The 25,912-nt window shown below is 59.4% G+C and carries 23 protein-coding genes and 1 pseudogene; 17 read left to right on the top strand and 7 right to left on the bottom strand.

The window, feature by feature from the left end:
* Positions 1–16: 16 nt before the first annotated feature.
* The 7 genes from proW (at position 17) to M1E16_RS09525 (ending at position 8,667) form a co-directional block, all read left to right on the top strand.
* A complete protein-coding gene (proW, locus tag M1E16_RS09555) occupies positions 17–970 on the top strand; it encodes a glycine betaine/L-proline ABC transporter permease ProW (protein WP_458129741.1) in 954 nt (317 codons plus the stop codon).
* 56 nt (positions 971–1,026) lie between these two features.
* Positions 1,027–2,055: a glycine betaine/L-proline ABC transporter substrate-binding protein ProX gene (proX, locus tag M1E16_RS09550; protein ID WP_434674528.1), complete on the top strand. Its 1,029-nt coding sequence runs from the start codon at positions 1,027–1,029 to the stop codon at positions 2,053–2,055.
* A 316-nt stretch (positions 2,056–2,371) separates the two neighbouring features.
* Positions 2,372–3,691, top strand: a complete 1,320-nt coding sequence (locus tag M1E16_RS09545) for an NAD(P)/FAD-dependent oxidoreductase (protein WP_458129740.1) — start codon at positions 2,372–2,374, stop codon at positions 3,689–3,691.
* A 97-nt stretch (positions 3,692–3,788) separates the two neighbouring features.
* Positions 3,789–4,691, top strand: coding sequence for a dihydrodipicolinate synthase family protein (locus tag M1E16_RS09540; RefSeq protein ID WP_458129739.1), 903 nt, complete (start codon positions 3,789–3,791; stop codon positions 4,689–4,691).
* A gap of 1 nt (position 4,692) precedes the next feature.
* Entirely contained in the window at positions 4,693–6,183 is a 1,491-nt protein-coding gene (locus M1E16_RS09535) for an aldehyde dehydrogenase (RefSeq protein WP_458129738.1), read from the top strand.
* Between the two features lie 172 nt (positions 6,184–6,355).
* Positions 6,356–7,717, top strand: a complete 1,362-nt coding sequence (gene dddP, locus M1E16_RS09530) for a dimethylsulfonioproprionate lyase DddP (RefSeq protein ID WP_458129737.1) — start codon at positions 6,356–6,358, stop codon at positions 7,715–7,717.
* Entirely contained in the window at positions 7,714–8,667 is a 954-nt protein-coding gene (locus tag M1E16_RS09525) for a GlxA family transcriptional regulator (protein ID WP_458129736.1), read from the top strand. Before dddP ends, M1E16_RS09525 begins: the two co-directional genes overlap by 4 nt.
* A gap of 32 nt (positions 8,668–8,699) precedes the next feature.
* Here the strand turns inward: M1E16_RS09525 and M1E16_RS09520 are convergent, their stop codons facing one another.
* The 4 genes from M1E16_RS09520 to M1E16_RS09505 all read right to left on the bottom strand — a co-directional run bounded on the left by M1E16_RS09520 (position 8,700) and on the right by M1E16_RS09505 (position 12,895).
* The gene (locus M1E16_RS09520) at positions 8,700–9,686 is read right to left on the bottom strand and encodes an isopenicillin N synthase family dioxygenase (RefSeq protein ID WP_434652844.1); all 987 of its coding nucleotides are present in this window, start codon (positions 9,684–9,686) and stop codon (positions 8,700–8,702) included.
* A 332-nt stretch (positions 9,687–10,018) separates the two neighbouring features.
* Complete coding sequence (locus M1E16_RS09515; RefSeq protein WP_434569055.1) at positions 10,019–10,918, bottom strand: glycine betaine ABC transporter substrate-binding protein; 900 nt, start codon at positions 10,916–10,918, stop codon at positions 10,019–10,021.
* Between the two features lie 292 nt (positions 10,919–11,210).
* A complete protein-coding gene (locus tag M1E16_RS09510) occupies positions 11,211–12,146 on the bottom strand; it encodes an electron transfer flavoprotein subunit alpha/FixB family protein (RefSeq protein WP_458129735.1) in 936 nt (311 codons plus the stop codon).
* Complete coding sequence (locus tag M1E16_RS09505) at positions 12,146–12,895, bottom strand: electron transfer flavoprotein subunit beta/FixA family protein (RefSeq protein WP_434624757.1); 750 nt, start codon at positions 12,893–12,895, stop codon at positions 12,146–12,148. Before M1E16_RS09505 ends, M1E16_RS09510 begins: the two co-directional genes overlap by 1 nt.
* Before the next feature lie 209 nt (positions 12,896–13,104).
* Here M1E16_RS09505 and M1E16_RS09500 point away from each other — a divergent pair, with 209 nt between their 5' ends.
* Positions 13,105–15,141, top strand: a complete 2,037-nt coding sequence (locus tag M1E16_RS09500) for an oxidoreductase (RefSeq protein WP_458129734.1) — start codon at positions 13,105–13,107, stop codon at positions 15,139–15,141.
* A 1,103-nt stretch (positions 15,142–16,244) separates the two neighbouring features.
* On the opposite strand, the gene M1E16_RS09495 is transcribed toward M1E16_RS09500, so the two are convergent.
* Both M1E16_RS09495 and M1E16_RS09490 read right to left on the bottom strand, forming a co-directional pair.
* Positions 16,245–17,030 carry a pyrroline-5-carboxylate reductase family protein gene (locus M1E16_RS09495; RefSeq protein ID WP_458129733.1) on the bottom strand — a complete coding sequence of 262 codons (786 nt, stop codon included), beginning with the start codon at positions 17,028–17,030 and terminating at the stop codon, positions 16,245–16,247.
* Positions 17,027–17,728, bottom strand: coding sequence for a TetR/AcrR family transcriptional regulator (locus M1E16_RS09490; RefSeq protein ID WP_305495603.1), 702 nt, complete (start codon positions 17,726–17,728; stop codon positions 17,027–17,029). The genes M1E16_RS09495 and M1E16_RS09490 overlap by 4 nt, the downstream gene beginning before the upstream one ends.
* A gap of 221 nt (positions 17,729–17,949) precedes the next feature.
* On the opposite strand from M1E16_RS09490, the gene choW reads away from it, so the two are divergent.
* The 7 genes from choW (at position 17,950) to M1E16_RS09455 (ending at position 24,036) form a co-directional block, all read left to right on the top strand.
* A complete protein-coding gene (gene choW, locus M1E16_RS09485; RefSeq protein WP_458129732.1) occupies positions 17,950–18,798 on the top strand; it encodes a choline ABC transporter permease subunit in 849 nt (282 codons plus the stop codon).
* Complete coding sequence (gene choV, locus M1E16_RS09480; protein ID WP_458129731.1) at positions 18,795–20,018, top strand: choline ABC transporter ATP-binding protein; 1,224 nt, start codon at positions 18,795–18,797, stop codon at positions 20,016–20,018. The genes choW and choV overlap by 4 nt, the downstream gene beginning before the upstream one ends.
* A gap of 75 nt (positions 20,019–20,093) precedes the next feature.
* Positions 20,094–21,347: an aromatic ring-hydroxylating oxygenase subunit alpha gene (locus M1E16_RS09475; protein ID WP_458129730.1), complete on the top strand. Its 1,254-nt coding sequence runs from the start codon at positions 20,094–20,096 to the stop codon at positions 21,345–21,347.
* A 9-nt stretch (positions 21,348–21,356) separates the two neighbouring features.
* A complete protein-coding gene (locus M1E16_RS09470; RefSeq protein WP_458129729.1) occupies positions 21,357–22,475 on the top strand; it encodes an FAD-binding oxidoreductase in 1,119 nt (372 codons plus the stop codon).
* A gap of 88 nt (positions 22,476–22,563) precedes the next feature.
* Positions 22,564–23,478, top strand: a complete 915-nt coding sequence (locus M1E16_RS09465; RefSeq protein WP_458129728.1) for a LysR substrate-binding domain-containing protein — start codon at positions 22,564–22,566, stop codon at positions 23,476–23,478.
* Positions 23,479–23,595: 117 nt separating this feature from the next.
* The gene (locus M1E16_RS09460) at positions 23,596–23,859 is read left to right on the top strand and encodes a hypothetical protein (protein WP_305495615.1); all 264 of its coding nucleotides are present in this window, start codon (positions 23,596–23,598) and stop codon (positions 23,857–23,859) included.
* 90 nt (positions 23,860–23,949) lie between these two features.
* Entirely contained in the window at positions 23,950–24,036 is an 87-nt protein-coding gene (locus M1E16_RS09455) for a small membrane protein YohP (RefSeq protein ID WP_442087941.1), read from the top strand.
* A gap of 40 nt (positions 24,037–24,076) precedes the next feature.
* Here M1E16_RS09455 and M1E16_RS09450 read toward each other — a convergent pair whose 3' ends face one another.
* On the bottom strand, positions 24,077–24,643 hold the full coding sequence (locus M1E16_RS09450; protein ID WP_434569065.1) for a TetR/AcrR family transcriptional regulator: 567 nt from the start codon (positions 24,641–24,643) through the stop codon (positions 24,077–24,079).
* 194 nt (positions 24,644–24,837) lie between these two features.
* Between M1E16_RS09450 and M1E16_RS09445 the strand changes: the two genes are divergently transcribed.
* Positions 24,838–25,620: an SDR family NAD(P)-dependent oxidoreductase gene (locus M1E16_RS09445; protein WP_434652866.1), complete on the top strand. Its 783-nt coding sequence runs from the start codon at positions 24,838–24,840 to the stop codon at positions 25,618–25,620.
* A gap of 106 nt (positions 25,621–25,726) precedes the next feature.
* A pseudogene (locus M1E16_RS09440) lies at positions 25,727–25,909 on the top strand (LysE family translocator); the annotation flags it as partial.
* Between the last annotated feature and the right edge of the window lie 3 nt (positions 25,910–25,912).

Here is a 25,912-nt window from a genome sequence, read left to right as displayed (position 1 = left end):
GAAGAGGTAAGCCCTGATGTCCGAGTTCAGTTTTCTCGACCCGTTCCAAGTCGCCACCATTCCACTCGGCGATTGGGTGGAAAGCACCCTGAATTTTCTGGTGCACAACTTTCGCGATGTATTTCGCGCCATCCGCTGGCCGATTGACCAAGTACTTAACGGCGTTGAGTTCATTCTGCAGAGCATTCCACCGAGCATCGGCATCATCCTGTCTTCATTGCTCGGATGGCAACTCGCTGGCAAACGCATGGCGTTGCTGTGCTTTGTGACACTCACACTGCTGGGTTTGATCGGCGTCTGGTCCGAGTCGATGACGACCCTGGCGCTGGTACTGACCTCGGTGTTCTTTTGCGCGCTGCTAGGTATTCCACTGGGTATTCTCTGTGCCCGCAGCGACAACCTGGAAAAGGTCCTGCGGCCCATCCTCGATGCCATGCAGACACTGCCGGCGTTCGTTTACCTGGTGCCGGTCGTCATGCTGTTCGGCATCGGCAACGTGCCGGGCATCCTTGTGACGATTGTCTTCGCCCTCCCTCCTCTGGTGCGCCTGACGAACCTGGGCATCCGCCAGGTACCGGAGGACAAGATAGAAGCGGCCCGCGCGTTTGGTTGCACACCGCGGCAGATGCTCACCCGTGTCCAGCTGCCACTGGCGACGCCAACCATCATGGCGGGACTCAATCAGACCCTGATGCTCTCGCTGTCGATGGTGGTCATCGCCTCGATGATCTCGGTGGGCGGCCTTGGACAGATGGTCCTGCGCGGCATCGGTCGCCTGGACATGGGCCTGGCCACGGTCGGCGGGACGGGCCTGGTACTGCTCGCCATTTTCCTTGACCGCCTGACCCAAGCCATGGGCGCGCGCACCGGCGCCGACCCGAGCCTGCGCTGGTATCACACCGGTCCCGCAGGTCTGCTGCTACGCCTGTTCGGCGCAAGACAGCCGGCGGGGCGGAGCAAGACCGCCTGAATCCCACTTTCGATCTGCCGCACTTGAAGAAAAAACCCAAAAAAAGGTACGCGACAATGTCTGAATTCAAGCTCTCCCGCAGCATTCTCAATTGCGCTACAGCCCTCGCCATTGCGGCCATGTCCCTGTGCGCAAACGCCTCGGCGAACCAACCGGGCGACGGTGTGAAGGTCACCCCCATCTTCCCGTCCATCGCTGAAGAGCGCTTCCGTGGCGAAGTGGCCATGGAAGGGTTGCGAGAGCTGGGTTACAAGGTGCAGGAGCCCAAGGAGACCGAATACGGCGTCATGATGATGGCCTTGGGTAACGGTGATGCGGACTTTACCGTGCACTTGTGGGACAAGTTGCACGATAAATTCTTCCAGCAGGCCGGGGGTGATAAAGCCATGGTCAAGGCGGGCGACATCATGCCCGGTGTACTTCAAGGTTATCTGATCGACAAAAAGACCGCTGAAGCGCACAACATCAAGTACATCACCGACTTGAAGAAACCGGAAATCGCCAAGCTGTTCGACACCAACGGCGACGGCAAGGCAGACATGACGGGCTGTAATCCTGGCTGGGGCTGCGAGCTGATCATTGCCCATCACATGAAGGCCTATGACCTGGAAAAAACGGTCACGGTCAACCAGGGTTCCTATTTCGCGCTGATGGCTGACACCATTACCCGTTATAAGGAAGGACAGCCGATTCTCTACTTCACCTGGGTCCCACAGTGGATCGCCACCGTTCTGGTCGAAGACAGAGATGTGGTCTGGCTGGAAGTACCGAAAACCGACCTGCCTGATGGCAACAATAACGTTGACACGATGTACAAGGGCAAGAATCTCGGCTTCGCAGTGGATAAGGTCGAGGCCGTGTTGAATAAAGAGTTCGCCGACAAAAATCCGGCAGCCTTGAAGTTCCTTTCGGTGATGCAGATTACTACCGCTGACGAGAGTGCCCAGAACTTGAAGATGCAGCAGGGCGAGAAAAAGCCTGCGGATATTCGCCGCCACGCCAAGGAGTGGGTAGCCGCCCATCGGCAGCAGTTTGATGCCTGGTTACAAACTGCTCGCGCGGCAGCGACACAAGCCAGCAATTGATACGAACAAGAGGCGGGGCGAGTCGATGACTGCCCCCCGCCTTTTAATGGCGCTCGGTTCTACGCAACATCTAGTTTATGAAATCCAATTGAAAGCTCCCGTTTCGATTACTGATAACGGAGGGTTGTCTTTTTTCTTGATTTAATGTTGCTGGATATCAAGCAATCCTCAGAATAAATTTGATGCCCTACCCTGTCGTTAATTGAAACTGCAAAGTCTTGACCGTTACGCCCGTTAAATACTCAGTCGCCGTGAAATTGCCAAGCAACCTTTTGCAAGACAGGCGTCGGATTGGTTGAATGAACAGGATCTTGAAATGTTGAAAGTCTCTTCGTTACCTGCCGATGATCAATCTTGCGGGTGGTATCACTTGAGCAGGGGGCGCCAGGTCAAGCCCGCCCATCAAGGTCACGATAGCGCACGTTGGGTGATTGTCGGTGCCGGTTTTACCGGGCTCGCCGCCGCCCGGCAGCTCGCGACTCATTTCCCCGACGATCACATCGTGTTGATCGACGCTCAGGAAATCGGCTTTGGCACTTCCGGTCGCAATGCCGGATTCGCTATCGACTTGCCGCATGACATCGCCGCAGAAGATTACATCGGTGATATCGCCACTGCCAAAACAACCCTTAAACTTAATTTGAGCGGCCTGAGCTATCTAAAAGAATTGGTTGAACGCCACAACATCAATTGCCAGATGAAGCATTGCGGCAAATATCAGGCGGCCGTTGAACCACGGGGCATCGCTGTCCTGGAAGCCTACCGTCGCGGACTCGATAAGCTCGATCAACCCTACCAGATGATCGAGGCTGGCGAACTACCCGAACATATCGGCACGCATTTCTACCGCAAGGCCTTATTTACGCCAGGGACTTCCTTGCTTCAGCCGTCGGCGCTGGTCAAAGGTCTGGCCGACAGCCTTCCCAGCAACGTGACACTCTACGAAAACACCGCGATCACTCATGTCGAGTACGGCACCAGGACGGTGCTCAAGCACGCCGGGGGCTCAATCACCGCCGACAAACTGATCCTGACCAATAATGCCTTTGGCATGAGTTTCGGCTTCCTGAAAGGGCGAATGCTACCGGTGTTCACCTATGCCAGCCTGACCCGTCCCATGACCGAGCAAGAGCAAGCTCGCCTGGGCGGCCGGCCTTATTGGGGGGTGATTCCTGCGGACCCATTCGGTACCACGGTACGTCGTACTCCGGACAACCGCCTTTTGATCCGTAACAGTTTCAGCTTCAACCCCGACGGCCGCAGCGATGCAAAATACTTGAAACGTTTTGTCGCCAGGCATCAGGCCTCTTTCGAGCAACGCTTTCCCATGTTGCCTGAAATGAACTTCGAATATACCTGGGGCGGCGCACTGGCGCTTTCGCGTAACCACATGGGTTATTTCGGTGAACTTTCACCCCATGTCTATGGGGCACTTTGCTGCAATGGCCTGGGTGTTACCCGCGGGACAGCGACCGGCAAACTATTGGCTGACTGGCTGGCCGGCGAACACTCCGAACTTATTGATTTCGTCTTGAAATCACCCGGCCCCTGCCCTAATCCACCCGCCCCGCTGGTTTCAGCGGGCGTCAATATAAGTTTGCGCTGGGGGCAATACCGTGCCGGTAAAGAAAGTTGACCGCCCCGATACACTTGAAGAAGTTCAGATCCGCTCGCTCGATTCTCGGCAAGCGGCCTCCCTTGGTTGAACAGTGACATTAACTGGAGCGATATCAATGAAGTTTGAAGGCATTTACACACCGGCCGTTACGCCCCTGACCTCAGACGGCAGTATCGATAAGACAGCCTTCGCCGAAGTCCTGGAGTATCTGGTCGACGCCAAGGTACACGGCATCATTATCGGCGGCTCGACCGGCGAATATTATGCCCACACCGCCCAGGAGCGTTTCGACCTGGCTGCCCAGGCCAAGGACGTGCTGCGCGGTCGCCTGCCGCTGATCGTGGGGACCGGCGCCATCCGCACCGAAGACTCGGTCGCCTACGCCGAAGCGGCGAAGGCGATCAAGGCCGATGCGCTGCTGGTGGGTTCACCGCCCTATGCATTGCCAACGCAAAAGGAAATCGCGCTGCACGTCAAGGCAGTGGACCGCGCCGCCAATCTCCCCATCATGCTTTACAACTATCCAGGCCGCATGAGCGTGAGCATGGGCACGGAGTTCTTTGATGAAGTCCGCGATGTGAAAAACATCGTCGCCATCAAGGAAAGCTCCGGCGACATGGCGCAGATGCACCGTCTGGCCTGCAAGTATCCGCACATCGCGCTGTCCTGCGGCTGGGACGATCAGGCCCTGGAATTTTTCGCCTGGGGCGCCCGCAGTTGGGTGTGTGCCGGTTCCAACTTCATTCCCCGTGAACACGTCGCGCTGTACGAGGCCTGCGTGGTCGAGAAGAACTTCGACAAAGGTCGCCGAATCATGGCCGCAATGATGCCGCTGATGGATTTCCTGGAAGGTGGAAAATTTGTCCAGTCCATCAAGTACGGCTGTGAACTGAACGGCTTGAGCACCGGTGGCCTGCGTGCCCCCCTGCATGGCCTGGACGTTGATGAGAAACAGGCGTTGCAAAGTGTCGTCACCGAGCTCAAGCGCAACATCGCGCAAATCACTGGAGGTGCATGAGATGGCTGATTTACTGACCAAGGAACAGTACGCGGCCATCGCCGCCAAGTTGCAGTTTCCTACCCAGGCCTTCATCAACGGCGAGTTCCGCGATGCGCTCTGTGGAAAGACCTTCATCACGACGAACCCTGCCACGGGTGAACAGCTTGCAGAGGTAGCGGCTTGCGATACCCGTGACGTCGACGTTGCCGTGGCTGCCGCCAAGCAGGCGTTCGAGGATGGCCGCTGGCACAAGCTGTCTCCCGGCGCACGCAAGCAGGTGCTCCTGCGTTTCGCCCAGTTGCTGGAAGACAATGCCCATGAGCTCGCGGTGCTGGAAAGCCTGGACAGTGGCAAGCCGGTCAGCGAATGCCAGAACGTCGATGTGCCAGACACCATCCATACCTTGCGCTGGCATGCCGAGTTGATCGACAAGGTGTACGACAGTACCGCGCCGACCGGCCACGGTGCCGTAACCATGGTGGTGCGCGAAGCAATCGGCGTGGTCGGCCTGGTCCTGCCTTGGAACTTCCCCTTGTTGATGCTGGCCTGGAAGATTGGTCCGTCCCTGGCCGCCGGCTGTTCCATCGTGGTCAAGCCCGCCAAGGAAACCACCCTGACCGCGCTGCGTGTCGCCGAGCTGGCCCATGAGGCTGGTGTTCCGGCCGGCGTATTCAACATTACCCCTGGCGGTGGCCGCGAGGCTGGCGAGGCAATCGGCCGGCACATGGATGTGGCGATGGTCAGCTTCACCGGTTCTACCGACACAGGCCGGTTGTTCCTCAAGTACGCGTCCGAGTCGAACCTCAAGCGCGTGGTGTTGGAACTGGGGGGCAAGAACCCCGCCGTGGTGATGAATGACTGCGAAGACCTCGATCAGGTTGCCCAGTATGTGACCGCCGGCGCTTTCTGGAACATGGGCGAGAACTGCTCGGCGTCGTCGCGGCTGATCGTCCATGAAGAGGTCAAGGAAGAGTTGCTGCAACTGATCGGCAAGCACCTGCGCGATTGGAAAATGGGTGACCCGCTGGATCCGCAAAATCGCCTCGGGGCCATGATCAGCAAAACGCATTTCGAGAAGGTGCGTTCGTATCTGGAGTATGCGGCCGAGCAGAAACTCAATGTGCTGCAAGGTGGCGAGACCGAGTCCGGTGTGTACGTGCAGCCGACGATCATCGACGGTGTTGAACGGGAAAGTCGCCTGTTCATCGAGGAGATCTTCGGCCCGGTCCTGAGCGTCACCAGCTTCAGCACGATCGACGAAGCCATTGCGCTGGCCAACGACACGGTCTACGGCCTGGCGGCATCTGCCTATACCGGTAGCCTGCGTAACGCTTTGCGGCTGTCGCGGGAAATTCGGGCGGGCGTGGTCACGGTCAACTGTTTCGGTGAAGGCGACGCCTCCACGCCGTTCGGCGGCTACAAGGAGTCCGGTTTTGGGGGTCGCGACAAATCCGTCTGGGCACACGATCAGTACACCGAGCTGAAAACCATCTGGATCGATGCTTCGTAAGCTGGATGCTTTTAATAAGGGTCGCGACTTTTTGGCGACTGTACTGGCCTCATCGCGAGCAAGCTCGCTCCCACAGGTTCGTGTGTACGCCCGAGAAATGTGGGAGCGAGCTTGCTCGCGAAGAGGCCGGCACAGCTGAATACCTCTAGCAGACTGAACACTGGCCCCCCTCATGCCCCCTTCACCTTTTTCGATTCCAGCCAATGCCCGGCGCATCGACCCGGCGAGGCAGCGTGCAGTTGCACTGAAAAAAGACGGCTCCGTCGATGACAACAACCGCGTCGAGATAGGCCCTACGCCGCTGGCGTTTGCGGAGTGGGAGCGGCTGGGTCTGGAGCCGCCCCATTTGCCCACCCTGCGCAAGTACCGATTGCAACGGATAGTCGATCAACTGGTCGTCCGTGACCTGGGTGGCATCCTGTTGTTCGATCCGCTGAATATCCGCTACGCGACCGATACCACCAACATGCAACTGTGGACGACTCATAACCCCGCACGGGCGTGCTTCGTCGCCGTCAGTGGGCATATGGTTCTGTGGGACTTCCATGGCTGTGATCACTTGTCGGCCCACTTGCCGCTGGTGACGGAGTTACGCAGCGGGGCATCTTTTTTCTTTTTCGAGACCGGCGAACACACGGATCGACACGCCAGGCATTTCGCCGCGCAAATTGACGAGTTGCTGCGCCAACACGCCGGAGTCAACCGACGGCTTGCGGTCGATCGAATAGAAGTCGCCGGCGTGCGCGCCCTGGATGCCTTGGCGATCGAAATTTGCAGCGGCCAGGAAGTGACCGAATTCGCGCGCATGATCAAGGGCCCGGATGAAATCAAGGCAATGCGCTGTGCGGTGGCTTCATGCGAAGCGTCAGTGGCCGAAATGCACCAGGCAATGCGCGCTGGCGCGACCGAAAACGATGTCTGGGCCGCGCTGCATTCCGGCAATATCCGCCGCGGTGGCGAATGGATCGAGACGCGCATCCTCAGTTCCGGTCCTCGCACCAACCCCTGGTTCCAGGAGTCCGGCCCACGCGTGTTGAACGACGGCGACCTGCTGTCATTCGACACGGACCTGATCGGCACCTACGGCATGTGCGTGGACATGTCCCGCAGCTGGATCTGCGGGGGCCTGGAGCCCACGCCCGAACAGAAGCGGCTGTACCGGATCGCCCATGACCATATCGTCCATAACACCGAGTTGATCAAGCCAGGCGTACGCTTCACCGAGCTGACCGCCAAGGCGCACCGGTTGCCCGAACCGTGCCGGGCTCAACGGTATGGCGTGCTTTATCACGGCGTCGGGCTGTGTGACGAGTACCCGAGCATTCGTTATCCGGAGGACCTGGAGTCCTACGGATACGAGGGCGAACTGCAGCCGGGCATGGCCCTGTGCGTCGAGGCGTATGTCGGTGAGGTGGGCGGACAGGATGGCATCAAGCTGGAGAACCAATTGCTGGTGACCGAGGCCGGTTATGAGTTACTCACCCACTACCCTTTCGATGACAGTTTCCTGCTGGATACGAAGCACAACTCATGAACGCGATGATCGAGCCCCAGAAAACATCGAGCGTGGGCTTCCTGTTGCTCGATAACTTCTCCCTGACCTGTTTTACCCAATGCCTGGACGTGCTCGTCACCGCCAATCTGATTCAGCCAGGGTCGATAAAAATCCATACTTTCAGTCGCAACGACTCTGAAGTGATCAGCGACCTGGCAATCCCCATCAGGCCCGACACACCGTTGACCGATATCAGGATCGCGGCGCTGGACTTGATGATTGTCTGCGGCGGCCTGCGCACGCCGAGGGTACTCCCCCACGGGCTGGTAACGCTGCTGACCAAACTGGCGAACCTGCCCATTGCGCTCGGCGGGTTATGGAACGGCGCCTGGTACCTGGGCAAGGCAGGACTGCTGGATGGTTACCGATGCGCTATTCATGCCGAACAACGAATGGCCTTGTCGGAGTGTTCACCGAAAACCACGGTGACGCTGGATACAGTGGTGTTCGACAGGGACCGATTCACCGCGTCAAACCCTGCCGGCGCCTTTCAGATCATGATGAAATGGCTGTACGCGGCCCTCGACCCGAAACTCGCGGACGCGGTGTTTGACCTGTTGGACCATGAGTCTCGGTTTCGTACCTCGGCCAAGGTCCTGGACCGCAAGGTCAGTGCGTGCCTGCGGGAAGTCATTGCATTGATGGAATGCAACCTTGAAGAACCTTTGAGCCTGGACTTGCTCGCTCAATGCGTTCAGCTGTCCAAGCGCCAGATTCAGCGCCTGTTTCGCAGGCAGATCAATATGTCTCCCCAGCGCTACTATCTGGAACTACGGCTGACCGAGGCGCGGCGCCTGCTACAGAACTCCAGGCTGAGCGTCACGGATGTCGCCATTGCCTGCGGGTTTGTCTCTACCCCTCACTTCAGCAAGTGCTATAGCACGCTCTTTGGCTTTCCTCCTTCGAAGGAAAGTCGCTACGAGATATAGCGCCTGCTGACGAGGAGGCAGGTCCTCCGATGTCAGGCCTCGATAGGCTTCAGGTGGGTATAGCTGGCAACAAAACGACGGTACTTATGTTGGCCACAGGTGTAAGGCGCATATTTGGCCGGGTTGCCGGCGCTGACACAGGTCGCAACGGTCGCTACTGTCGCGTCGAAGTCCAGGTCAATGAAGAATGGGAAGGAGTACCGTTCGACACCACTGGTATTGATGACCCGGTGCATGGTCGAGGTGTAGCGATCATTCGTCAGGGTTTGGACCAGGTCCCCGATGTTGACGATGAACGTATCTTCCAGCGGAGGAGCGCTTACCCATTCACCCGCGCGATTGCGCACTTGCAAGCCGCCGACCCGGTCCTGGAACAGGATCGTCAGGACACCATAGTCCGTGTGTGCTCCGATCCCTATTTCCTTTTGTGACACTTCGCCACTTTGCGAGGGGTAGCGCAGCAAGCGCTGGATGGTGATCGGTTTGCGTTGCAACTTTTCAAAGTAATCCGCTGGCAGATCGAGGCTCAACGCAATGGCGCTGATAAGCTTGCGTGCGAGCGCCAGCATTGCATCGTGATAGGCCTCGCAAACATCGGAAAACGCGGCAGGCTCAGCCGGCATCAGGTTGGCTCCGAAGAAAGGCGACACTTCGTCATAGTGCGCACCGTAGTCAAAGCACTCCTTGAAATCACGGGTATTTTCCGGATCGACGTTCTCCGCGTACATGGGGATATAGCCGCGGAGCGTAGGGCCCGAATTAACCACATTGAGTTTATTCTTTTCGTCAAAAGGCCTGGCGAAAAAGCCTTTCGCTTGAACATGCATGGCATCGGTCAGGGCTCTGGGCACACCGTGGTTGCCAACGTAGAAAAACCCGACCTCTTCGCAAACCACACCTATTTCGCGTGCGACTTTCCGGGGATCACTACCATCGACCAGAGCGGCAATATCTATGAGCGGAATTTCTTCGAACGTTATTTGTTTGCTATTCAGCCTGGCGTCGGTCATCTGATTCATCGATCGGTCCTCAACAGAACACTTTGAATAATGGCGGGAAGCCAAGTACCCGTGGAACGCAACTCCTCTTGGTACTTGCGCTTAAGTCATTGTCGAGAACCGGACAGTTACAGACAAACCATATTTCTTTTTGCACTCATGACAAATAATCATTGGTCAAACCAAACAATGCCGCTCATTAGAATCCTAAGAGCGCAATAACGAAAACGGAGTGTCTTTAAAGTTGTCAGGCCGTAGCAGCGCTTACAGACTATTTATCCTTGAAAACAATAAATCCGGTGCCCTGACGAAGGGCACCGGACGGCAATAAAACCATCGAGGGACAGCGGTGATTACGGGGCTGGCGTAGCGGAAGCAGTCTGGCTGCCGAACATCGCTTCGAAGCGCGGTTTGTTCGCCGCGTAGTACTCGGCAACCACCTTGTCCGCAGTGCTTTCGCGGGCATCCGCCATCAACTTCTCAAGGTCCGCTTTCGGGATCTTGAAGTTGGCGAAGAAGCGCGCCACGTCCGGATGTTCGGCGCTGAAACCTTTGCGGGCAATCGCGTGGATCTGCTCGGCGCCACCGAATATCTGCTTCGGATCATCCAGGTAACGCAGCGGCCATTTGGCGAACATCCAATGAGGGCTCCAGGCGTTGACCAACGACCACTTGTCCCGCTTGATGTTGCGATCCAGTTCACTCAGCATGCCGGACTCTGAAGACGCAACCATCTTGTAGCCGTCGAGCTTGTATTCCTTGATAGCTTTTTCCGTCAGCTTGTACTGACCATTGCCCACTTCCGAAGTGAGGATCTTGCCGCCAAGTTTTTCTCTCACTTCAGGTTTGTTGAGGTCTTCGACACTGGCAATCTCACTGGTAGGAATCGAGGTGGGCACCGCCATGCCGATCCGGCCTTCATACAGTACGCCGAGGTCTTCGAGCTTGTCCTTGTACTTGTCATAGAAGGACTTGTGGGTGCTCGGCAGCCAGACCATCGGGATCAGGTCGATGTTGCCGTTAGCCAGCGCCTGGAACTGGATGCCAATATCGGCCAGCACCAACTTGACCGGTTGCTTGAGATGATCCTGCAACGCGGTGTTCGCCAGCTTCACGGCGATTTCCGTATCCGACCAGTTCACCCAGCCGATACGAATGGGCGCGGGTTCCTCGGCTTGAGCGATCAGGCTGCCGCAGGCCAATGCAAGGCCGGCAAACCAACCGATAAAAGTTTTACGGGGTAACGTCATCATGTGCATCTCCGCAGACTGTATTAATAGTTATTGGCAGGGCAGCAGAAGCATTCATTTCCCATCGCGACCGCGCACGGCCATGGGCAAGTTCTAATTATGAAATCACCGCTATTGAGTGTGGCTTACCCTCCTCCGCCCGTTGGCGGGCTGATTCTTTCAAGGTTGTCGATAAACCCGTGGCGAGGGAGCTTGCTCCCGCTGGGTCGCGCAGCGGCCCCAGGTTTTGCGGCTGCTGCGCAGCCGAGCGGGAGCAAGCTCCCTCGCCACGGGTTCGTCGTTTTACGTCTTGAATTCACAATGCCCTTTCGAGTGCCGGCAGCGCCTCGAACAAATCCGCCACCAACAGATAATCCGCCACTTGGGCAATCGGTGCCTCGGCGTCCTGGTTGATCGCGACGATGACCTTTGAACCGCTCATGCCCGCCAGATGTTGAATGGCGCCACTGATGCCTGCGGCTATATAAAGCTCCGGCGCGACGATCTTGCCCGTCTGCCCGATCTGCAGATCGTTGGGCGCGAACCCCGAATCAACAGCAGCGCGGGAGGCCCCCACGGCACCGCCGAGCTTGTCGGCCACCCGCTCGATCAGGGCGAAGTTCTCTTTGCTCTGCATCCCGCGGCCACCGGAAACGACGACGCGGGCGCTCGACAGGTCGGGCCGTTCGCTGGCCGTCAGTTGTTCGCTCACCAGACGCACGTTGCTGGCGCTTTGTCCGCCGTCCACTGCAACCACTTCGCAGGGTTTGTCATGGGATAACGCTGGGGCGAATGCCGAAGCGCGCACGGTGAGCAACTTGATCGGATCCAGTGACTGCAGCGTGGCGATGGCATTGCCGGCATAAATGGGCCGCTGGAAAGTGTCCGCCGAGACGATGTGGGTAACGTCCGAAAGCATGCCCACATCCAGGCTCGCCGCGACCCGTGGCAGCAGATTGCGGCCCATGCTGCTGGCATCGGCAACGACGTGTGTATACCCCTCGGCCGCCAGCGAAGTGATCAGCGGCTGGACGTTTTCAGCCAGGGCATTTTCGAACACCGCCGCCTGTGCGAGCAGCACCCGGTCCAGGCCCTGGGTCGACGCTGCCTGTTGCGCCACGGCCGGGGCGTCCGTCCCGCCCATCACCAGCAGATCCGTTTCAGCCCCCAACGCCACGGCGGCGATCACGGCACTCCTGGTGCCTGCCGTCAGCTGACCGGCACTGTGTTCGGCGATCACCAATGTGCGCATCAAATCACCCCCGCAACGGTTTTCAGTTTATCCACCAACTCGGTCACCGAAGCGACCGTGATGCCTGCTTTGCGTACCGGTGGAGGGACAACACCGAGCAATCGAGCGTGTTGCTTCACGCTCGCGCCCAAGCTGTCGGCGGCAATGGTTTCCAAGGGCTTTTTCTTGGCTTTCATGATGTTCGGCAACGAGGCATAGCGCGGTTGATTCAGGCGCAGATCGCAGGTCACCACGGCCGGCGTCGAGAGCGCGACCACCTGGCTGCCCCCATCGACCTCACGCTCGACGAGCCATTGCCCGTCGACATGATTGACTGCCGAGGCGTAAGTGGCCTGACCGCTGCCGATCAACTGCGCGACCATTTGCCCGACCTGATTGTTTTCCTGGTCGATCGCCTGCTTGCCGAACAGGATCAGTTGCGGTTGTTCCTGATCAATCACTTTGCTCAGGTACTTGGCGACGTTGAGCGGCTCGAGAATCGCGCTGGTCTCGACCAGAAGTGCGCGGTCCGCACCGAGTGCCAACGCCGTGCGCAGTTGCTCCTGGGCGGCCGAAGTGCCCACCGAGACCACCACCACTTCGGTTGCCAGCCCTTTTTCCTTGAGGCGAATCGCCTCTTCCACCGCGATCTCGCAGAACGGATTCAAGGCCATTTTCACGCCGTTGAGCTCAACGTCTGAACCGTCAGCCTTCACCCGGACTTTCACATTCGGGTCGATGGCGCGCTTTATCGCAACGAGCACTTTCATGGTCTTTGCACAGCCCCCTTGCACTTGGATCGATGCGCGATGACCGGCGCGCAGACGCCGGATCACCCCTGTTTCGACTGGATGGTAATCCTGGTTATTCCCCCGCGCAAGAAAAATGTACACCTGTGTCTCAATCGTTGACACACATGAACATTGCACATACCGTTATGTCAAAACCAAGCCTGATGTTCTGTTCCCGGAGCAACACCATGTCCAGCGATCCTCTGCTGCAGCCCTACAAGATCAAGCATCTGACCCTCAAGAATCGAATCATGACCACCTCCCACGAGCCCGCGTATCCCGTGGATGGCATGCCGAAGGATTTGTACCGCGCCTATCACGTCGAACGGGCGAAGGCCGGCGTTGCGTTGACCATGACCGCGGGCTCCGCTGCGGTTTCACGGGACAGCCCGCCGGTGTTCAACAACGTGCTGGCGTACAAGGACGAGGTGGTCAAATGGATGAAGGACCTGACCGACGAATGCCACGAACACGGCGCCGCGGTGATGATTCAACTGACCCACCTGGGGCGGCGCACGCGTTGGGACAAGGCTGACTGGCTACCGGTCGTCTCGCCGTCCCATCGCCGCGAAGCGTCCCACCGGGCCTTCCCGAAAAAGATGGAAGACTGGGACATCGACCGGATCGTCAAGGATTACGTGGACGCCGCCGAACGCATGAAAGCCGCCGGTCTCGACGGTTTGGAACTGCAGGCCTACGGGCACCTCATGGATCAATTCTGGTCGCCACTGACCAACGATCTCGACGGCCCCTACGGTGGTTCGCTGGAAAACCGCATGCGCTTCACCTTCGATGTGTTGCGCGGCATCCGCCAGCGCTGCGGTGAGGACTTCCTGCTGGGGGTGCGCTACACCGGCGACGAAGACCTGCCCGGCGGCTTTGGCGCCAGCGATGGCCTGCAGATTTCCCACATGCTCAAGGACAGCGGGCTGGTAGATTTCCTCAACGTCGTGCGCGGGCACATCGATACCGATGCCGGCCTCACCGACGTGATCCCGATCCAGGGCATGCGCAACTCGCCGCACCTGGATTTTGCTGGCGAGATCCGCTCCGCCACCGGTTTCCCGACCTTTCATGCGGCGAAGATCCCGGACGTCGCCACGGCGCGACACGCCATCGCCTCGGGCAAGGTGGACATGATCGGCATGACCCGCGCGCACATGACCGACCCGCATATCGTCCGCAAGATCATCGAAAAACGTGAAGAAGAGATCCGCCCCTGCGTTGGCGCCAACTATTGCCTGGACCGCATCTATCAGGGCGGCGCCGCGTATTGCATCCACAACGCCGCCACCGGGCGCGAAACGACCATGCCCCACGAAATTCCCAAGGCGCCGCTCAAGCGCAAGGTGGTGGTGATCGGCACCGGCCCGGCGGGCCTGGAGGCGGCACGGGTGGCCGGCGAGCGCGGCCATGCAGTCACCGTGTTCGAAGTGGCCGACCAGCCAGGTGGGCAGATCCGCTTGACCGCGCAGAGCGAGCGCCGCCGCGAGATGATCAGCATCATCGACTGGCGCATGGCGCAATGTGAACGGCTGGGCGTGAAGTTCCAGTTCAACACCTGGGCCGAAGCCGAGACGGTGATGGCCGAAGAACCGGACGTGGTGATTGTCGCCACGGGCGGTCTGCCCCACACCGAGGTGCTCAAGCAAGGCAATGAGCTGGTGGTGTCGACCTGGGACATCATTTCCGGCGATATCAAGCCCGGCCAGAACGTGCTGATATTCGACGACGCCGGCGACCACGCGGCGCTACAGGCGGCCGAGATCATCGCCAGCAGCGGCGCGAAACTGGAAATCGTCACGCCCGACCGGTCGTTCGCACCGGAAGTGATGGCGATGAACCTCGTGCCTTACATGCGCAGCTTGCAAGACCTGAACGTTACCTTCACCGTCACCTATCGGGTCGATTCCGTGGAAAAACGCGACGGTCAACTGGTTGCGCACTTTGGCAGCGACTACGGCCAGGTGCACAAGCAGCGCGAAGTCGATCAGGTGGTGGTCAACCACGGCACCCTGCCCCTGGACGATTTGTACTTTGAGTTGCGGCCGCATTCGAGCAACAACGGCGCGGTCGAGCAGCACAACCTGATCGCCGGGAAAACCCAGAATATCGTGACCAACCCCGGAGGCCGTTTCCAGCTGTTCCGGATCGGCGATGCGGTGTCGGCGCGCAATACCCATGCGGCCATCTACGATGCGCTGCGGTTGGTCAAGGACATCTGAAGCGCGACCGGAGAAGGACACAGCAATTGCGTCGATAAATGAAAATCCAAATGTGGGAGCGAGCCTGCTCGCGATAGCGGTGGTTCAGTGACAAGGATGCTGGACTGGCGGACGCCATCGCGAGCAAGCTCGCTCCCACAGGGTTCTGTGTTGCACGGCAATCTTGTGATTGATAAAGATCCAAATGTGGGAGCGAGCTTGCTGGCGATAGCGGTGGTTCAGTGACAAGGATGCTGGATGACGGACGCTTTCGCGAGCAGGCTCGCTCCCACAGGGTTCTGTGTTGCACAGTAATCTTGTGATTGATAAAGATCCAAATGTGGGAGCGAGCCTGCTCGCGAAGGCGGTGGTTCAGTGACAGGGATGTTGGACTGGCTGACGCTTTCGCGAGCAGGCTCGCTCCCACAAGGGATTGTGGGTTGTACATGCCCTATGCCTGTCGAAGATTAGAATGTGGGAGCGAGCCTGCTCGCGAAGGCGGTGGTTCAGTGAAAGGGATGTTGGACTGGCTGACGCTTTCGCGAGCAGGCTCGCTCCCACAAGGGATTCTGGGTTGTACATGCCCTATGCCTGTCGAAGATTAGAATGTGGGAGCGAGCCTGCTCGCGAAGGCGGTGGTCCAGTGAAAGGGATGTTGGACTGGCTGACGCTTTCGCGAGCAGGCTCGCTCCCACAAGGGATTGTGGGTTGTACATGCCCTGTGCCTTTCGAAGATTAGAATGTGGGAGCGAGCCTGCTCGCGAAGGCGGTGGTTCAGTGACAGGGATGTTGGACTGGCTGACGCTTTCGCGAGCAGGCTCGCTCCCACAAGGGATTCTGGGTTGTACATGCCCTATGCCTGTCGAAGATTAGAATGTGGGAGCGAGCCTGCTCGCGAAGGCGGTGGTTCAGTGACAGGGATGTTGGACTGACTGACGCTTTCGCGAGCAGGCTCGCTCCCACAAGGGATTGTGGGTTGCACATGCCCTGTGCCTTTCGAAGATTAGAATGTGGGAGCGAGCCTGCTCGCGAAGGCGGTGGTCCAGTGAAAGGGATGTTGGACTGGCTGACGCTTTCGCGAGCAAGCTCGCTCCCACAGGTCTCCCACAGGTCTGATCAGTGAATCAGGCTTGCAGGCCCTGGCGGGCGACCGTGGCGCCGGCTTGCAATGCCTTCCCCACCTGCTCCTCGAAATGTCCCTCGGTCATCGCCTGGAGGGCGGCGGCGGTCACGCCGCGGTAGGCGACCAGGGCGTCGATCATCTGCCGGGCGTCATGGCTGGCCAGTAACTGGCTGCTGTTGACCACGACATTCTTCGCCGCAAGCTGTGCAATCTCGGCGGGGATGCCGGCCTCCATCGCCTGATTGGCCAGGGCTGTCATGAGCAAGGCGGGAAAGGCCGGGCCGGTGCCGGAAAGCGCGGAGAGGTAATCAATGAAATCTTCCTCCTCGACCTCGGCAGCCGTGCCCACGCATTCGAACAAGCGCTGAACCAGGCCTTTAGTCGCCGCATCCACCACACCCGCGCAATACCAAGGTGTAAACGACTGCCCGATCTCCACCGCCGCATTAGGCATCGCCCGCAGCACCGTCGAAGCCGAGGTCCGAATGGCAATGGCCTGCGCGGTGATCCCGGCCATCAATGAAATGACTGTCTTGCCAGAAGCGTTGAGGCTCAGGCCGGCGAACTGCTCAGGGCGCACCGCAATGATGATCACGTCGCTGCGGTCCACCAGCGCCTGGTTGTCCGTGACCAGACAAACGCCTTGTTGCGCCAAAGGATGGACACCCGAGCGATTGGAAATAACCAGGTGACCCGCCGGCAACAGCGCCTGCGCCAACACAGCCTTGGCAATCGCCCCGCCCAGCCAGCCCGTTCCGCCAATGATGCCCAGCGTCGGCGCGTTCATTTCCCGGCCGTCTCTTCAAAGGTTTCCGTCAACGGCACAAAGATCCCCGGCTCTTTTTCGGCATAACCGAATTTACCGTAGAAACGATCCAGCTCGCGCTGCTTGGGTACTTTACCGGTGAAAATGCTCACGTAATGCGGGATGCGCTGGAAACGCACGGTGATCAGCTCGCTGGTGTTCATGGTGATGTAGCCAATCTGGGTCAGGTAAATCGTCCGGGCCCGTGCGTCGGCGCCCTGGCTGTCGTAACCAAAGCGCTTGAACATGCTCGCCAGGGCACCCATTCGCTGCTCGTCGACGATGGCGACTTCCTGCGCCACTTCAGCGGACTGGAGCGCCCAGCTGCGCACGGCGAATTCAAATTGCGAATCGAACAATTGAGGGTTGAGCCAGCATTCGAAAACATTCAGGATCGCTTCGGAAATGCTCTCGGCGTAGCTCTCGCTTTGCCGGATCAAGCCACCGGTGTTGGTCTCCCGCCAGCGCGACAGCAAGGCGGCCAGCAACTGCTCACGATCCTCGAAGAACCAATAGAAGCTGGTGCGTGACAATCCCAAACGCTTGGCCAGCGGCATGACCCTGACCGCATCGATACCGGACTCTTTCAAGGCCTCGTAGGCCGCTTCCAGCCAGCCTTCGGGCGACCCTCGCCAGCCGGCGTCCTGGGCCTTGCCGCGCGCCTTCCCTACCTGGGGCATCTTGCATCCACCTTGTTGAACATACGTAACGCGAATGTACTCGGATGCCCGCCGAATGTACACCTGAGTACAGTTGCTCAACGCGACTCGACTTGTGCTTCCGAATCCCAGCAGGATTGATGACAAAAACTCATGAGCCGCTGACTTTAAATGGTTTGTCAGCACCGCACGCCCGGATGAGTATCTGCTCCAGGCAAACCAGAACAAAAACGAGCCGCCTTATGTGGACTGCACAAGAAAAACTCCCGCTGGGTGAGCACATCGCCCGATACGTCGAATGGCTGACCCAACATGGCGCCGATGTCTTCGACGCCATTTCGCTGTCGCTTTCCGAGGTCATTGCGGTCTTTACCAGCGCCCTGCTCTGGTTCAACCCGCCGGCCTTGATCGGGCTGCTGGCCCTCTTCGCTTATTACATTCAACGCAAGGTGAGCCTGACGCTTTTCGTCGGCCTGTCGTTCCTGTTGATCTTCAACCTGGGCTACTGGCAGGAAACCATGGAAACCCTGGCCCAGGTGACATTCGCCACGCTGGTGTGCGTCATCATCGGCGTGCCGCTGGGCATCGTCGCGGCGCATCGTCCCTGGTTCTACGCAACCCTGCGACCGGTGCTCGACCTGATGCAGACCGTTCCCACTTTCGTCTACCTGATCCCGACCTTGACGCTGTTCGGCCTCGGCGTGGTTCCGGGATTGATTTCCACGGTGGTCTTCGCCATTGCCGCGCCAATCCGCCTGACCTACCTGGGCGTGCGCGATGTGCCTCAAGAACTGATGGACGCCGGCAAAGCCTTCGGCTGCTCGCGCCGCCAGTTGCTGGCACGCATCGAACTGCCCCACGCGATGCCGAGCATTGCCGCCGGCATCACCCAATGCATCATGTTGTCGCTGTCGATGGTGGTCATCGCCGCGCTGGTCGGCGCGGATGGCCTGGGCAAACCCGTGGTCAACGCGCTGAACACCGCCGATATCGCCATGGGTTTCGAAGCAGGCCTGGCGATCGTGTTGTTGGCGATCATCCTCGACCGCATCTGCAAGCAGCGCGAAACCGTGAAAAGAGGTGACGCATGAGCATCATTCGTTTTGAAGACGTCGACGTCATCTTCGCCAACCGCCCGAAACCGGCGCTGGAGCTGCTCGACCAGGGTTTTTCGCGCCCGGAGATTCTGCAGCGGACCGGCCTGATCGTCGGCGTGGAGAAGGCCAATCTCGACATCAACAAAGGTGAAATCTGCGTGCTGATGGGCCTGTCCGGCTCCGGCAAGTCGAGCCTGTTGCGCTGCATCAACGGCTTGAACACGGTGAGTCGCGGCAAATTGTTCGTCGAGCACGAGGGCCGACAGATCGACATCGCCGCCTGCACCCCGGCCGAGCTGAAAATGATGCGCACCCGACGCATCGCCATGGTGTTCCAGAAATTCGCCCTGATGCCCTGGCTGACCGTGCGCGAGAACATCGGTTTCGGCCTCGAAATGCAAGGCCGCCCCGAGAAGGAGCGGCGCAAGCTGGTCGATGAAAAGCTTGAATTGGTGGGCTTGACCCAATGGCGCAACAAGAAGCCCGACGAGTTGTCCGGCGGCATGCAGCAGCGTGTCGGCCTGGCCCGCGCCCTGGCGATGGACGCCGATATCCTGCTGATGGACGAACCCTTCTCGGCCCTCGATCCGCTGATTCGCCAAGGCCTGCAGGACGAACTGCTCGACCTGCAGCGCAAGTTGCACAAGACCATCGTCTTCGTCAGCCATGACCTGGACGAAGCCCTCAAGCTGGGAACACGGATCGCCATCATGAAAGACGGCAAGATCATCCAGTACAGCAAACCCGAGGAGATCGTGCTGAAGCCGGCCGATGACTACGTGCGCAACTTCGTCGCCCACACCAACCCACTGAATGTGCTCTGTGCGGGAAGCCTGATGACCCCGTTGGACCAGTGCATATCCGCACAAGGCGAATATTGCCTGGATACGGTGCAGAACCTCTGGGTTGCGCTGAACGCATCGAAAGAATTGGCCAGCGTGCGCCGCGGCGCTGCGGCCCAACCGCTGCAACGCTGGAACCGCAACGAGGCCACCGCGCCCTTGCGCCGCCTGGTCACCTCGGTGCCGGCGGATACCGGCATGCGCGAGGCGCTGCGTATCCGCTACGAAACAGGACACCCATTGATCGTGCTCGATAAAGACCAGACCGTCGTCGGTGTACTGGGCGATACGGAACTGTACCGCGCACTGCTCGGGCATGACCTGTCGCGCCCGGTTTTATCCGAGCCATTGTCAGAGCCTGCGGTGGCCTGAACAGACGAAACCCGTTTTCCCTGCAGCACTGCTTGTCCGCCAACCACCGATCATTGGCCTTGAGTGAGATCGACGATGAACCCAACCCTGAAAACCCATCGTGAATTGCTTGCCGACCGCACCCCGGGTCATGGCATGCCCGGCGGTCTGTTCGGCCGCGAGGATGTTTTTGAAACCGACGTCGATGTGTTTTTCACCAGACACTGGATTCTGGTGGGGGTCACCAGCGACGTTGCCGAACCCGGCGATGTTTCGACGATCGATATCGGCAAATCCTCGATCATCCTGGTCCGCGATGATGACGAGCATGTGCAGGCGTTCCGCAATGTCTGCCGGCACCGTGGGGCGCGCTTGAAACAGGCCGGCAAATCGACGGTGGGCATGCTGGTCTGTCCCTACCACCAATGGACGTACGACCTGGACGGCAGCCTGAAACATGCCGCGCACATGGGCAAGGATTTCGACCCGGGGTGCAAGAGCCTGATCCCTGTCCATACCCGGGTGGTTGGCACTCACGTATTCGTCTGCCTGAGTGACGAGCCGCCAGAAGACATCCTGTACCTCGACCAGGTCATGACCCCGCGCTTCGCTCAATATGACCTTGTCCGTTCGAAGATTGCCTACGAGTCGGAAATCATCGAAAACGGCAATTGGAAACTGGTGATCGAGAACAATCGCGAGTGTTATCACTGCGCCGCCACTCACCCCGAATTGACCGCGTCGTTCCTGCCGGAAGACTTCGGCTTCTGCACCGACGGCCTGGGCGAGGACTCGCTCCTGGCACTCAAGGAATACCACCAGCGCAACGCCGATACCAGGCAAGACTGGGAAAACCAAGGCTACCTCTGTGAGGCCGTCGAGCACCTGGGCGAGGACGCGGTGACTCAGTTCCGCACCCAGCGCCTGGCCATCGCCGGCAACGGCGAATCCCAGACCCTCGATACCCGCGTCGCCTGCACGCGCTTGTTTGGCGACCTCACCCGACGCGATCTGGGCGACATGCACTTGTGGACCCACAACTCATGGAGCCACATCATGAGCGACCATGCGGTGGTCTCCTACATCATCCCGCTGGCGCCCGATAAAACCCTGGTGCGGACCAAATGGCTGGTGCACGCCGATGCCATCGAGGGCGTGGACTACCAGGTGGACAGACTGATCGAAGTCTGGGCGGCAACCAATCTTCAAGACGCCAACCTGGTCGGCATCACCCACAGCGGCACCCAGGACCCGGCCTATTCGCCCGGACCGTTCTCGGCGTTTACCGAAACCTATGTCGACCAGTTTTCTCGCTGGTACGCGGCGCGTCTGGCCGCCCATGGCGTGTGAGGGATGAACATGACGACCTACGAAAAGCTGACGCGCCCCCAACGTTTTACCGACCCGACGACCTGGACCGCTTATGGCTCGCAATGGCACAGCGGCGAGCAGAAAACCTTGTCATGTTGCGCCGTGCGCCAGGAAACCCATGATGTGAAGACATTCGTCTTTCAATGCGCGGACTTCAGTGCGTTGAGCTTCGAACCGGGGCAATTCATCACGCTGTCGCCGGTCATCGGTGGGCAAACCATCGCGCGCTGCTACACGCTGTCGTCCTCCCCCACGCGCCCGTTCACCTTTTCGATTACGGTCAAGCGCGTGCCGGGTGGCGTGGTCTCGAACTGGCTGCATGACCATCTCGAACCGGGAGACAACCTCAGGGCATCCGGCCCGGCGGGCAGTTTCACACCGGTGGGTCATCCGGCGACAAAACTGCTGTACCTATCGGCCGGTTCCGGCGTGACGCCCTTGATGTCGATGACCCGCGCCGCCTGTGACATGGCGGCCAATCTCGACATCGTGTTCCTGCACAGCGCCCGTACGCCGGCGGATATCATTTTCCATGACGAACTGACGCTAATGCAGGCCGATATGCCCGGCCTGCGGGTCATCGGCATTTGCGAAGGGCTCGGCGCTGCCAGCCAGTGGCAGCAGCCGATCGGCCGGCTCGATCTGCCTCTGTTGAGCCAGCAAGTGCCGGACTACCACCAGCGGGAAATTTTCACCTGTGGGCCCCAGGGCTACATGGAAGCGGTCAAGGCGCTGCTCAGGGAAGCGGCGTTCGATTTTCGCCACTATCATCAGGAAAGCTTCGATATCGCGGTACTGAATGAGGAACCGTTGATCGAGCAGGCTTCTTCACTCGACCAGCAACACATGTTCACCGTCACACTGTCGCGTTCGGGCAAGACCTTCAGCATGCCCGGCAACCAGACCGTGCTGAGCGCGGCAAAAAAAGCCGGGGCGATCGTGCCCTCCTCGTGCAGCCAGGGCATCTGTGGCACCTGCAAGACCGCCCTGCTGGAAGGCACGGTGGACATGAACCACAACGGCGGCATCCGCCAACGGGAGATCGACAAAGGCCTGCGCTTGCTCTGCTGCAGCAAGCCGACCTCCAATCTGATCATCGATCTCTAGCGGTCACGCCTGATCCGCTAGTCACTGCGCGCAGGCTTCTGCACAATCACCCTGCGCCTGACCCCAAACAAGACAGTGACCCAGCCCGATGAAACTGCAACCGTTGCCGCCGCTCAACAGCCTGGTGGCGTTCGAGGCCGCTGCTCGCCACCTGAGTTTCACCGTGGCCGCTCGTGAACTGAACGTCACCCAGGGCGCCATCAGCCGCCAGATACGCCTGCTCGAAGATTATCTGGGCACGGCACTGTTCATCCGCACGACCCGTGAAATCAACCTCACTTCTACAGGCAGCCAGTACCACGAAAGCATTCGCGATACGTTGCAGCAGATCGCCCGCGCCACGGCTGGCGTTCGGCATTGGCAAGGCGCGCAGCAAGTCACCGTGGTCACCAGTACGGCGATGGCATCCCTGTGGCTGCTCCCGCTTGTTTCGGAGTTTCAGCGCCAGCACGAAGAAATCGACCTGCGTATCATCGCCACCGACCAGGTCGAGGACTTTTCCCGACTCGATTGCGATCTGGCGTTGTATTACTGCAGCAAGCCGCCCAACAACATGAAGGTCACCGCGCTGTTCAGCGAAGAGATTTTCCCGGTATGCAGCCCCGCGTACCTGGCGCAGCACCCCGAGGCCGGCAGGCTCGACCAGCTCGGCGCCTGCACCTGGTTATGGCTGGAGGATCAGCATCGGGACTGGATCGGCTGGAAGGAATGGTTCCGACGCCTGGGCCACCAGGCGCCAGAGCCTCGTCGGCGGATCAACATAAACAGCTACTCGATGCTGATCCAGTCGGCGCTGGCCGGGCAAGGTGTGGCCCTGGCCTGGTCGAGGTTGCTCGGCGACCACTTGCAGACCGGCAACCTTGTCCGCCCGACCGCTAGCCTCTTGCGCACCGATGCGCAGTTTTGCCTGCTGGAACCCTTGGGGCGCGCGCCGAACCGGCAAAGTGTCAATCGCTTCCGCGAATGGCTGATGACTTATCTTGCGCAGACGGAGGGTGCCTGAGCAGTGGCGCGTCGAACCCAGGGCCGTTTATCAAGCCGCTTCAAAAACCGCAACCACGGCCGATAACCCTCACAAGAGCCCAGTGACTGGGTGGCTGGATTGCGGCGGGAACCGGTGATGACAGACATATATCTGCTGATAGCGAGCGGCACGGACCAGAGCGATGCGTACGTGCTGGGTTGGTTCGATGACAGGAACAAAGCCAGGGAAGTGGCCGAGCAGAAAGAATGGGAGGCTTATCGCGCCAGCCTGAAGGCGGAAAACCGTTGGTCAAGCCATAAACCGCTGGCGCCGGACAAGACCGAGTATCGGCGGTACTGGATCAAGACCGTGTCGAAGTTCGAATACGTTTCCGTCCCGAGGTCCCTGGCGGTTCACTGAAAGCCTGCGGCCGATCATTCGAAAATTTAACGAACCGCGCGCGCTCGCCAGGGGTCTAGAACACTAAGCCCATCTGAAGAGAGCGTCCTCATGTTGAAATTTCTTGGTGGTACCGTCGGGATCATTTTCCTCATCGGCCTGATCGTGGTCATTGCCCTGTTCAAGTTCATTTTCTGACCCGGACAGCGGTAGCACGTGCTGCGCTACCGCTGGTTTTTCATGGCTCCGATGCTGGCAGGGACGCGAGGATCTGTGCTCGGCAGACCTCGAGTATTTCGCCAGCCAGCGGAGCATCGTCCGGGCACGCGCGCGAGAGCATGATCGCGCCGATAGCCTGGGCGAGCAGGCCAAGCATCTTCGCCCGGCCCCCCTCCTCTTGTGTCTCAAGCTTTTTTTCAAGCGAAGCCAGGGTGCTTTCGACGCCGCTGGCGAAAGTCGCCTTCAACTCGTCTGACTGACGCGCCGCATCCCCGCACAAGGCCGCCATCGTGCAACCGTGACCCCGTGCATCGCGGTGTTCCCTGGATAGATACATCGCAAAAAATCCGGCTACATCAAGCTCGCCGGTGCTGGCCAGCGACTGCGACAGGCTGTTCGCGGAAGCCTCAGCCATCAGGTCGGCCTTAGAACCGAAATGTTTGTAGAAGCCGCCATGGGTAAAACCCGCAGCAGCCATCAGGTCCGCCACGCCTATTCCGTCAAAGCCGCGCTCGCGGAACAACACGGACGCCGTCTCGACGATGTGCTCGCGGTTTGCCTGTGCCTGGGCCTTGGTCACTCTCATTTGCGTATACCTCGTGGCCGCTCGAATCAAGCCCTCATCATACATAGATGCCGAGCATAATCAAATTCGTTGACAGTTTAGATTTCGGTCATCATCCTAGAAACAAGCGGTACGAAACTGACTGCCCGACGTTCGCTGAGCAGCACCGCAAATGAAGTGATTGCACACTCCCGACCCTTCAAGAGACCGACACCATGACCACTCGCAAAACCGTCCTCATTACTGGCGCCTCCACCGGCATTGGCGCGGTCTATGCCAGGCGCTTCGCTCAACGCGGCCACGATCTGGTGCTGGTCGCCCGCGACAACGCGCGGCTGGAAGCGCTGGCAAGCGAACTGCGCAATGAACACAACGTCAGCGTCGATGTGCTCCAGGCCGACCTCACCCAAACCGGCGATCTGCACAAGGTCGAGGCCCGCCTGCGCGATGACGACAGCATCGGCATCCTGATCAACAACGCCGGCGCCGCCCAGTCCGGCAGTTTCATCGAACAGACCACCGACAGCGTCGCGCACCTCGTTGCGCTCAACACCACCGCGCTGGTTCGACTCGCCAGCGCCATCGCCCCGCGCCTGGCAAACGCTGGCGAAGGCGCAATCATCAACATCGGCTCGGTGGTCGGCCTGGCACCGGAATTTGGCATGTCGGTCTACGGCGCAACCAAGGCCTTCGTGCTGTTCCTCTCCCAAGGGCTGAGCCTCGAGCTTTCGCCCAAAGGCGTCTATGTCCAAGCCGTGCTGCCGGCAGCCACCCGTACCGAAATCTGGGAGCGCGCCGGCATCGACATCAATTCGCTGAGCGAAATCATGGAAGTGAGCGACCTGGTTGACGCCGCGCTGGTCGGCTTCGATCGCCGCGAAGGCGTGACCATTCCACCCTTGCAGGACGGCGCGCGCTGGGATGCGTTGCAGGCGGCGCGGCAGGGACTGCTGTCGCAGATCAAGCAATCGACGGTTGCCGAGCGCTACAAAGCCTGACGTTTCACCGCGAAAGTGCTCCGGTGCTGGGGGGTTCGTCCTCGGCGACACCCAGACGGATCCGTCCGGTCAACTCTTCACCATGAAAAGCCGCCCGGGTTTCTACATTATCGCGCTGACGTTGGCCATCGCGCTGACTTACGCGGTTGTCGAGTTTATCGTCGAGTTCGGTGTAGCCAGCGCAGCGCACCGGGTCAGGCCCTGGCTGGCCCGAACCGGGCGTCGATTCAATAAAGTCTGCGGCGGTTTTTTCGTACTTTTCCGGGTGAGCCTGCCGATTCATAACTGAACG

The organism is Pseudomonas sp. Z2-11, from assembly GCF_054161305.1.
This window is presented reverse-complemented; position numbering and strand designations above follow the sequence as displayed.